The organism is Dyadobacter sp. LHD-138 (genome assembly GCF_030929615.1).
GTDB lineage: Bacteria > Bacteroidota > Bacteroidia > Cytophagales > Spirosomataceae > Dyadobacter.
Genome location: NZ_JAVFVU010000025.1, coordinates 71,553 through 82,238, shown reverse-complemented (window position 1 = coordinate 82,238; position 10,686 = coordinate 71,553). Strand labels below are relative to the sequence as shown.

General features: G+C 45.7%; 7 protein-coding genes. 6 read left to right on the top strand and 1 reads right to left on the bottom strand.

The genetic code is table 11. The features are described from left to right. Positions 1-449 precede the first annotated feature (449 nt). The 6 genes from RB622_RS18760 to RB622_RS18735 all read left to right on the top strand — a co-directional run bounded on the left by RB622_RS18760 (position 450) and on the right by RB622_RS18735 (position 9,978). Positions 450-2,744, top strand: coding sequence for a glycosyl hydrolase family 95 catalytic domain-containing protein (locus RB622_RS18760; protein ID WP_308048133.1), 2,295 nt, complete (start codon positions 450-452; stop codon positions 2,742-2,744). Positions 2,745-2,888: 144 nt separating this feature from the next. Continuing rightward, positions 2,889-5,642 carry a DUF1553 domain-containing protein gene (locus RB622_RS18755; protein ID WP_308048132.1) on the top strand — a complete coding sequence of 918 codons (2,754 nt, stop codon included), beginning with the start codon at positions 2,889-2,891 and terminating at the stop codon, positions 5,640-5,642. 5 nt (positions 5,643-5,647) lie between these two features. Continuing rightward, entirely contained in the window at positions 5,648-7,123 is a 1,476-nt protein-coding gene (locus RB622_RS18750; protein ID WP_308048131.1) for a DUF1501 domain-containing protein, read from the top strand. 53 nt (positions 7,124-7,176) lie between these two features. After that, on the top strand, positions 7,177-7,500 hold the full coding sequence (locus RB622_RS18745) for an L-rhamnose mutarotase (RefSeq protein WP_409021652.1): 324 nt from the start codon (positions 7,177-7,179) through the stop codon (positions 7,498-7,500). A gap of 26 nt (positions 7,501-7,526) precedes the next feature. Continuing rightward, complete coding sequence (locus RB622_RS18740; protein WP_308048130.1) at positions 7,527-9,014, top strand: c-type cytochrome domain-containing protein; 1,488 nt, start codon at positions 7,527-7,529, stop codon at positions 9,012-9,014. Positions 9,015-9,057: 43 nt separating this feature from the next. After that, positions 9,058-9,978, top strand: coding sequence for a TIM barrel protein (locus RB622_RS18735; protein WP_308048129.1), 921 nt, complete (start codon positions 9,058-9,060; stop codon positions 9,976-9,978). On the opposite strand, the gene RB622_RS18730 is transcribed toward RB622_RS18735, so the two are convergent. Next, positions 9,979-10,464 carry a GAF domain-containing protein gene (locus RB622_RS18730; RefSeq protein WP_308048128.1) on the bottom strand — a complete coding sequence of 162 codons (486 nt, stop codon included), beginning with the start codon at positions 10,462-10,464 and terminating at the stop codon, positions 9,979-9,981. Positions 10,465-10,686 lie beyond the last annotated feature (222 nt).

Here is a 10,686-nt window from a genome sequence, read left to right as displayed (position 1 = left end):
TTTGAGTTGTGTATAGTGATGGCCATAAACAGGATGCGTCAAAGGAGGAGATGGTCGGTAAAAAATATTTATGCGCAGGATAAATCGGTAATATGCAAAATTAAAATGGCTTAGCCTTGTCTATATTTTTCAGCCACATTTGTGGCTTCCTGTTTATAGCAAGGTTGGTGAATCATCAATTACCTGGCTCCGAAGGAGCCTCCTATGGAGTTGTTATTGGCGTTAGTTACTGATGGCCGTAAGCAGGATGCTCCGCAGGAGCCGCATGGATAGCCAAGTGAATATTTATGAGAAAAATAAAGAGTGTTTTATATAAAAAGTGCTTACAATTGTCTTTATTTTTTGAGCCACATTTGTGACTTCCTGTTTATAGAAAGGCCTATTAACGATCAATAACCCGGCTCCGAAGGAGCCTCCTGAAATTACTGTATCAATTGAATTCCTAAACCATGAACAAAACCCTTTGTACGTTATTGCTGGTGTTGACGGGTGTCATTGCCCATGGACAGCCCTTGGCAAAACACGATCTTCAATTCGATTCCCTGGCCCGGGTTTGGGATGAGGCCATCCCGCTTGGAAACGGGACTGTTGGTGCGCTGATCTGGAAAAACGGCGACCGGTTACGGTTTTCTTTGGATCGGGCTGACATCTGGGATATGCGTCCCATGGCCGGTTTACACCGCAAGGAATTCAGTTTCAAGTGGGTGCAGCAACAAGTAGAAAAGAAAGATTACAAGCCTGTCCAAAGATATTTTGACGCGCCTTATGACCGGGAGCCGGCTCCTTCCAAAATTCCAGCCGGTGCGTTGGAGTTCAGTTTGCCCGGTAATAAAAAGGTAAAATCGGTTCATCTTTCATTGGATAAAGCGTTGTGCGAAGTAAAATGGGAAGACGGGTTAACACTGAAAACGTTTGTTCACGCTACGGAGCCAGTCGGTTGGTTTAAATTTGAAAACGTAAAAACCGATATTATTCCAAGTCTGATCGCGCCAAAATATCATGGAAAGTTAAACGCAGGCGGAGAAGTTAATTCGCTGGTGGGCGATGATCTGGCAAGATTGGGTTACAAGCAGGGTACGGTAAACCAGCAGGGAAAGCGTATTACGTACAAACAGGAAGGCTGGGGCGGCTTTACCTATGAAATTACGGTAGAATGGAAAAAAACGAATACCGGAACCATTGAGGGGGCGTGGAGTATTTCATCGCAATATCCTGATAAGAAGATAAATCCGGTTTCTTCTTTACTCGTCAAAACAACGTTACAACGGGGATTTGATAAAGATTTTGCCAGCCATAACCATTGGTGGAAAAAATTCTGGGGTCAGTCAGCCATTCATGTCCCCGACCCTCTTATTGAAAAACAATGGTATCTGGAGCAATACAAATTTGGTTCTGCGGCCCGGCGTGGTGCTCCACCGATATCTTTACAGGCCGTCTGGACGGCAGATAATGGCAGAATTCCGCCTTGGAAAGGAGATTTTCATCATGATCTGAATACCCAGCTGAGTTATTGGCCAAGTTATAGCGGTAACCATTTGGAAGAAGGTCTGGGCTATTTCGACCACCTGGACGAAAATACTGAGAATTATAAGCGCTACACGAAAATGTATTTCGGTGTTGACGGACTGGCAGTGCCGGGTGTAACGACGCTCGATGGAACCGAAATGGGCGGCTGGATACAATACTCACTTTCTCCAACGGTATCGTCCTGGCTTGCGCACCATTATTACCTGCAATGGCGGTATAGCATGGATAAGGATTTCCTTAAAAACCGCGCTTATCCATGGGTTAAAGAAGTGTGCAGTTTTCTTGAAAAAATAACGGTTAAAGATGAAAATGGCCAGAGGAAACTACCGATCAGTTCCAGCCCGGAAATTCGGAATAACAGCCTGGAGGCTTGGTTTCCAAAGAATACCAACTACGATCTGGCACTGATGAAATTTGCATTTGACGCCGGTGCGGAACTTGCTCTGGAATTGGGTTTGGTCTCAGAATCGGATCATTGGAAGGAAATACTGGCTGAGTTCGGAGATTATGCAATGACTGAAAACGATGAATTAATGTTCGCTCCCGATTTGCCTTACCAGGAATCGCACAGGCATTTTTCGCATATGATGGCGATTCATCCATTGGGACTGATCAAGTGGGAAGACGGCCAGAAGGCGCAGGGAATCATTAAAAATTCAATAAAATTATTGGATAAAGTAGGGCCGGACTGGTGGTGCGGGTATTCCTATTCCTGGCTTGCCAATATGAAAGCCCGGGCGAAAGATGGAGAGGGAGCTGCTAAGGATTTATCGACTTTCGCGAAGGCTTTCGTGCTTCCAAACAGTTTCCATGTCAATGGTGACCAGACAAAATCGGGGTTATCGAAATTTACCTATCGCCCGTTTACGCTCGAAGGCAATTTTGCTTTTGCCGCAGGGTTGCAGGAAATGCTGCTTCAGAGCTATGCGGGATTTATCGAAATCATGCCGGCCGTTCCGGAAAACTGGAAAGATATAGCTTTTGAAAAATTAAGGGCCGAGGGCGCGTTTTTAATCAGTGCAAAAAAGGTAAACGGGCAGGTTTCCGAAATTAAGATCGAAGCGGAAAAGGGCGGTGTGGCTACTTTGAAATTGCCATTTAAAAAGTGGGAAACGATAGCCGCGAAAGATGTTACCACGGATATTCAGGACGAAGGTTTTGTCGAACTAAAATGTAAACCAGGTGGCAGCGTTATATTGAGAGTTAAGACGAATTGATGAAAGCCAGAATAAAATTCTGCTGGTCTGTAACGGAATGTGATATTAAATAAAAAATAGCTGAATTTGGATTAAAGAAAGTATTTTTAATAAATCACTGACTTTGTGTTAGAAGTAACAAAAAGTTAAAATCGGTTCCTGGCGATGAAAAAGTGGCATTTTATTGGATTGGGTGTCATCGTGGTTCTTGTATCATCGTTTACCTGGTCAGGTTTGTTCGTTCACAAGGTTGACTACAACGAAGAAGTGAAGCCGATCCTGAATAAGCACTGTATGGGCTGTCATGGTGGTGTTAAACAGGCCGGTGAAGTCAGTTTTTTGTTCGAACATGAAATGCTTGAACCGGGGAAATCCGGTAAAATACCCGTTGTGCGTGGAGATGCCCATAGCAGTGAAATGATTCGCAGAATTCTCTCGGATGATCCGGACGAGCGTATGCCCAAAGGAGCGGACCGTCTGGCTGAGGAAGATATCAATACGTTAAAAAAATGGATTGACCAGGGTGCTGCGTGGGAAACGCACTGGTCTTACAAACGCGTTGAAAAGCCAGAAGTTCCGTCAGAGAAAAATCTCTGGAATCTCTTTGGGCTGGTAAAAACCGGTGATTCAAACTGGCCCAAAAATGAGGTTGATCAATTTGTACTTCAAAAATTAAAAAAGGAAAAGCTATCTCCATCGCCGGAAGCGGACAAAGCCACTTTAATCCGCCGCGTGAGCCTGGATTTAATTGGCCTGCCTCCTACTGAAAAAGAAGTTGCGGATTTTAAAAACGATAAATCACCGGAAGCCTATGAAAAGGTTGTCGACCGGTTACTGAAATCCCCGGCCTATGGTGAACGGTGGACGTCGATGTGGATGGATCTTGCCCGGTATGCCGATACCAAAGGTTATGAAAGTGACGGCGGCCGGAATATCTGGCGTTACCGTGATTATGTTGTTAAATCTTTCAACGCGGACAAATCTTTTGACAAGTTCACGATTGAACAGTTGGCAGGTGATTTGTTACCAGCGGTAAAAGACGGTATGCCGGCGGAGGAAAATATGATTGCCACCGGTTTTCATCGTAACACGATGATTAACAACGAAGGCGGAACAGACGACGAAGAGTTTCGTATAGCGGCGCAGATCGATCGGGTTAACACGACCTGGGAAGTTTGGCAGGGCACGACGTTTGCCTGTATTCAGTGCCACAGCCATCCCTACGACCCGATTCCGCATGACGATTATTATAAGTACATGGCCTTTTTTAACAATTCCCGTGATGAGGACGTATGGGATGAATGGCCAAAACTGCGGTTTTATAAGGGTGATGATTCGGCAAGGGTTGAAAAAGTAAAAGCGTGGATCAATAAATATGATCCCAAAGAGACCTCGAAATTCACCCAGTTTATGCGGGTGATGGAGCCGAAGATCAATTCGCACAATTTTGTGAAAGGAGAGGAATCGACGGTTCTGCTGATTTCCTATTACGGGGTTAAGGACAAGGGAAATGCTAAAATTCCCAATGTAAACTTAACCGGCGCGGGAAATCTTGTCATGAATATATCCACGAAGGCAGAAAACGCTGTGATGTCTTTTCATCTGGATAAGCTGGACGGGCAGGTTATTGCAACCGTCAAAGTCCCTGCAAGAGATACCGTTCTGGTTACTCCGATTCCGCCAGTTTCCGGCAAGCATGATATTTATCTTTCGCTGAAAAGTCCCAAAAACCCGACAGAATGGGTAAGAATTACCTGGCTTGCATTTCAGGATGCGCTACCCGGTCATTCGGAGCCTGATTATGATAAAATCGTGCAGGAATATGCAACCGTTTTAACCAGGTCGACGGAAAGTATGCCGGTCGTTTGGGAGGGGAAAGGCGATTTTTCCCGGAAAACCAATGTATTTATCCGGGGAAACTGGATGGTAAAAGGCGCGGAAGTAAAACCGGATGTTCCCCAGTTGTTGGCTCCAATGCCAAGGGATTACCCCAAAAACCGTTTAGGATTAGCGAAATGGATGGTTAGCCGTGACAATGCATTAACATCCAGAGTGATTGTCAACCGTTACTGGGAGCAGTTATTCGGAAGAGGAATTGTTGAAACCGTTGAAGATTTTGGTTCGCAGGGCAGTGAACCTTCCCATCCGGAATTGCTGGATTGGCTGGCGGTGAAATTTATGGAGGAAGATCATTGGAGTGTTAAGAAGCTGCTGAAAACGATGGTGATGTCGGCAACGTATCGCCAAAGTTCAAAATCAGATCAAACGCGTCAGGAACAGGATCCCTATAACCGGTTTATTTCGCGTGGGCCCCGTGTCCGCCTGAGTGCTGAACAGGTGCGTGACCAGGCGATGGCAGCCTGTGGTTTGCTTTCGAAAAAAATGTATGGCCCGAGTGTGATGCCGCCGCAGCCCGAAGGCATCTGGCTGTCGCCTTACAGCGGTGAAAGCTGGAAAGTAAGCGAGGGCGAAGACAGGTATCGCAGGGCGGTTTATACCTATTGGAAACGTACGGCGCCTTATCCGTCCATGACCACTTTTGACGCACCAAGTCGTGAATTTTGCCAGTCGAGACGGATTTTGACCAATACCCCGCTTCAGGCTTTGGTTACGCTTAATGACCCTGTCTATCTGGAAGCGGCCGAAAAGCTGGCAACGACCATGCAAAAACGCGGGAAAACGCCGGAGCAACAGCTCCGCGAGGGTTATCGGCTTTTGACATTTCAGCGTATTGAGGATAAAAGCTTGAAAGTACTGGTGAAAATATACGGAGATGCTTTGAAAACATATCGGGCAAAGCCATCGGAAGTGGATAGCATTCTGGTTTATGGCAAAGAAAAAAAATCGCCGGAACTGGCTGCCTTGACCGTCTCGGCCAACGTTTTGTTGAATCTGGATAATGTGGTGACCAAAGAATAATCGCTATGGAGAAGTTATTAAAGGAATTGCAACATGCTGATTTACATAACCAAACAAGGCGGCATTTTTTGCAATCTGCGGGGTTTGGGCTTGGGGCGTTAGGCTTGGGCTCACTTTTGGGTTCTTGCGGCAGTTCAAATGCAGAAACTGGGGCGGCTGCGGAGGCCATGGGTGCCAAAATCCCTCAATTTGCACCAAAAGCCAAACGGGTGATTTATATCCATATGGCCGGTGCTCCTTCTCAGCTCGAACTTTTTGACTATAAACCCGAACTGGAAAAATACCACGGAAAAGATTGTCCCGCGGAGTTTTTGGAAGGCAAGAAATTTGCTTTCATCCAGGGTGTTCCTAAAATGCTGGGGCCTCAGGGAAAATTTAATCAATACGGGCAGTCCGGCGCCTGGATGTCGGATTATATTCCTTATTTACAAACCGTTGCAGATGAAATTAGTTTCATAAAATCCATGCATACGGATCAGTTTAACCACGCTCCTGCCCAATTGCTGCTGCATACGGGAAGCGCCAGGTTAGGCCGCCCGAGTTTGGGAGCCTGGTCGGTTTATGGTTTGGGATCCGAAAATCAGAATTTACCGGGTTTTATTGTGCTCGCTTCCGGCGGAAGACAACCTGATGCTGGAAAAAGCGTTTATGGAAGCGGATTTTTGCCTTCTGTTTATCAGGGGGTGCAATGCCGTACCGGAGGGGATCCGGTTTTATACGTGACGGACCCCAATGGAATGAACCGGAATATGCGAAAACAAACCATTGAAGCGATTAATGAGATCAATAAACAGACTTATGACGACGTAAAAGATCCGGAAATATTGACGCGGATCAGTCAGTATGAAATGGCATTCAGGATGCAAATGTCGGTGCCGGAGGTGATGGATGTATCCAAAGAACCGCAGTTTATTCTCGATATGTACGGGGTAAAACCGGGTGAAGGGACGTTTGCCATGAACTGTCTGTTGGCCAGGAAACTCGTTGAAAATGATGTGCGCTTTGTACAGCTTTTTGACTGGGGCTGGGATGGACACGGTACAACCGCCGGAGACAATGTGGAAGGCGGGCTTAGAAATAAATGTCGTTTGTCGGATAAACCGGTTGCAGCCTTAATTCAGGATCTGAAAATGCGCGGCTTGCTGGATGAAACCCTGATTATCTGGGGCGCTGAGTTTGGCAGAACACCCATGCAGGAAAACAGAAACGGCGTCGTCATGCCTTTTATGGGCCGGGATCACCATCTGGAGGCATTCACGATGTGGATGGCTGGTGGCGGTGTGAAAAAGGGTTATAGTCATGGAGAAACGGATGAGCTCGGTTATTATGGGGTTAAAGACCGAGTCCATGTCCATGATTTACAGGCTACCATTCTCCATTTAATGGGTTTTGATCATGAAAAATTCACCTATCCTTTCCAGGGAAGAAATTTCAGACTGACCGATACAGCCGGAAAAGTGGTGAAAAATATTATTGCGTAGCCGGATATATTTCAGGTATACCTGACTTAAGCCTGAAAATTAAATAAAATGTTATGATGCAAAATGACCAGGTTCTGGCTTTCCGGATGCAATTGATAAAAGGAAACGAGGCAGAATACAAAAAAAGACACGATGAAATATGGCCTGAATTGGCGGATCTCTTAAAAAAGGCCGGAATACAGGAATATTATATTTTTCTGGATGAAGTAACCCTTGCACTTTTTGCGTTTCAAAAACTTGGCGCAGGAGCTGATACATCCGGACTTGCCTCTTTACCCATTATGAAAAAGTGGTGGGATTATATGGCCGATTTGATGGAAGTTAATCCGGATAATTCTCCCAAAGTTGTGGCCTGCCCTGAGATCTTTCGGTTATAATTTCATTCACCTGTACTTCTGTTTTTATGCTTACCCTTCTTCAGGCCTCAGACTGGACTTATTTTATCGGGCGTTTTCACCCGGTGCTGGTGCATTTACCCATTGGTTTTCTGCTCATTGCGGCATTGCTGGAAATAGGAAAACGATTGGGGAAAATCACGGTGAGCGATACTGCGATAACGTTCATCCTGTTCTGGTCAGCCATTGGTGCTACCATGGCTTGTGTCGCCGGATATCTGTTGTCCCTTGGTGGTGGTTATGAAGAAGCGTTATTAAGTGATCATCAGTGGCAGGGCATTGGCGTGGCCGTGTTCGCATGGATTGCCTGGCTATTTAAATCCGGAATCATTTCAAAAGGGTCTTTTGTATACCTCCCGGCGTTAGCTTTTGCTACCATCCTGACCTTCACCGCGGGTCATGACGGAGGTTCCCTGACCCACGGCGATGATTATTTAACACAGTATACGCCTGAGCCTTTTCGCTCGCTGGCGGGAATAGCTCCGCGTACGGAAGCAATAAAGGAGATAAAACCAATAGCGAATATCAACGAGGCGGTAGTTTATAAGGATATCGTGCAGCCGATTTTGGAAATGCGATGTGTACAGTGCCATAATGCCAACAAACAAAAAGGTGGTTTGCGCATGGACGGAATGGCTATGCTAGCCAAGGGCGGTGAGGACGGCCCCGTGTTTGTATCTGGTAAAGGTTCGGAAAGCGCCATGATTAAGCGCTGTTTACTTCCGGAATCGGATGACGATCACATGCCTCCAAAAGGAAAACCACAGCTTTCAGAGTCGCAAATTGCGCTGTTAACCTGGTGGATCGATCAGGGTGCTCCTGCCGATAAAAAAGTTTCAGATTTAAAAGTTACGGATCAGATCAAGCCAGCGCTGGCATTGTTATCGTCAGGAAGTTCGGGTGGCAATGGCGCGGTCAGCAGTGCATCGCCCGTGTTAAGTTTGAAAGTTGCAGCACCTGCCCAAAAATCTGTTGAGGCTGTTAAAAAAGTGGGCCTTTTGGTGATGCCTATTGCACATGACAAGAACCTGGTGCAGATAAGCGCCGTCAACGCTCCCGGTTTTGGAGATGGGCAATCGGGATTTTTAACATATTTATCTGAGCAGATCGTCTGGTTGAAACTGGGTCATACGAAGATTACTGATGGCGGGGTGAAGGAACTTGCCAAGCTCAAAAATCTTAATAAACTGCATCTTGAATATACGGGCGTCACAGACGCAGGCCTGAATGATCTGAAGAATTTGCAATATCTGGAATATCTGAATCTGGTTGGGACGAAGGTTACCGATGCTGGTTTGAAGACAATAGCCGGATCAAAAAGCCTGAAAAATATATATGTCTGGAATTCAGCGGTTACTGAAAATGGGATTCTCGAGGCAAAGAAGCTGAGGCCGGACCTGAATATTGTCAGTGGTTTTAACGAGGCGCGGGTTGCTGAGTTTTTGAAAGCTGGCGATAGTTTAAAGGTAGTGGAAAGCCCCAAGTCAACGAAGTAGTTGGTATTCAGATGAAAATTATTGACGTAAAATCAATTACGAAATGAATCGTAGAAAGTTCATGCACACGGCTGTCGGCGGCGTGGGCACATTGGCCGCTGTGGAATCCATAGCGAAAGACAACTCAATTTCTTTTAACAAGACAAACGCAGCTTCTCTGAAAATTTTAGCCACCAACTGGGGTTTTGCTGGGGATGCTGATACCTTTTGCACTGCCGCAAAAAAAGAAGGTTATGACGGCGCTGAATATTGGTGGCCCAAAACGGTAAAGGATAAGGATCTGCTGTTTGCTGCCTTGAAAAAACATGGTTTAGAAGTCGGATTTTTATGTGGTTCGGGATTAAAAGATTACAGTGCCCATCTTGATTTTTTCAAGAAATCGATTGACGCTGCCGTTAAATCGGAAGTAAGACCGCTTTACATCAACTGTCATAGCGGGAGGGATCATTTCAATTATGATCAAAATAAAGCCTTTATCGATTACACCAGTGAAGCCAGTGCGCAAAGCGGTATTCCCATTTATCATGAAACACATCGGGGCAGAATGCTTTTTGCAGCGCATGTCACCCGTAATTTTATTGAGAAAAACCCAAAACTGAGACTAACACTTGACATTTCACACTGGTGTAATGTACACGAATCGCTGCTGGAAGATCAGGAGGAAACGGTGAAACTGGCGTTGTCCAGGGTTGGGCATATTCATGCGCGTATCGGCCATGCCGAAGGGCCGCAAGTGAATGATCCCCGCGCTCCCGAATGGGAATCGGCGGTGAAGGCACATTTGTCCTGGTGGGATATGGTGGTTGAAAGGAAAATAAAAAACGGAGAACCAATCACTTTTTTGACTGAATTTGGCCCTCCGGGTTATTTGCCAACGGTTCCGTTCACCAACCAGCCGCTTGCCGATCAGTGGGGAATTAACGTTTTTATGATGCAGTTGTTAAGAAAGCGGTATAGCAAATAGCTACAATTTTCTCTCCAAAAGTGTTAAAATACCTTGCAGTCCGGCCGCGTCGATCTCGCTGAAATCGTCCAGCTGGTCGCTGTCAACATCCAGGATCATGGCAACCGTACCGTTTTTGTGAAAAACAGGAAGGACAATTTCAGATCTGGAGGCAGAGCTGCATGCAATATGTCCGGGAAACTGGTCAACGTCAGGAACGATAATCGTTTTTTGCTGAGAATAACTCGCACCGCAAACACCTTTGTGAAAAGGAATACGTGTGCAGGCAATAGGCCCCTGAAAAGGCCCCAGAACAAGCTCTCCTTCTTTGGCAATATAAAACCCAACCCAGAAAAACCCGAAAGCTTCTTTCAGGACCGCAGCCAGGTTGGCAAGATTTGCAATCAGATCACTTTCGGTTTCAATCAAACCATTGATTTGAGGAATTAAAGCATCGTATATCGCATTACGATCCGTTCCGACAGGTATTATTAACTCTTCAGCCATCTTTTCAGTACAATATTTTATCGTTCAACATTGATTTTTGTTAAAAAGTTAAAGTTATGGTAGATTTAAAGTCATGCTTGGGGTCAATATATTTTATCGCGGTTAGGCGCCAAAGGCACATTTCGTGGGTAGGATATTATGGAATTTCCATCACCAAGCGTTCCTATGGAACGCCTCACACTGGTATTGTGCTGGCTTTTCTACCGACCAAATGTGCCGAAG

Bases quoted from the DNA above. Each gene is read 5' to 3' on its own strand.
- RB622_RS18750 (WP_308048131.1), top strand. From the start codon at position 5,648: ATGGAGAAGTTATTAAAGGAATTGCAACATGCTGATTTACATAACCAA.
- RB622_RS18760 (WP_308048133.1), top strand. From the start codon at position 450: ATGAACAAAACCCTTTGTACGTTATTGCTGGTGTTGACGGGTGTCATT.
- RB622_RS18740 (WP_308048130.1), top strand. From the start codon at position 7,527: ATGCTTACCCTTCTTCAGGCCTCAGACTGGACTTATTTTATCGGGCGT.
- RB622_RS18755 (WP_308048132.1), top strand. From the start codon at position 2,889: ATGAAAAAGTGGCATTTTATTGGATTGGGTGTCATCGTGGTTCTTGTA.
- RB622_RS18730 (WP_308048128.1), bottom strand. From the start codon at position 10,464: ATGGCTGAAGAGTTAATAATACCTGTCGGAACGGATCGTAATGCGATA.
- RB622_RS18745 (WP_409021652.1), top strand. From the start codon at position 7,177: ATGATGCAAAATGACCAGGTTCTGGCTTTCCGGATGCAATTGATAAAA.
- RB622_RS18735 (WP_308048129.1), top strand. From the start codon at position 9,058: ATGAATCGTAGAAAGTTCATGCACACGGCTGTCGGCGGCGTGGGCACA.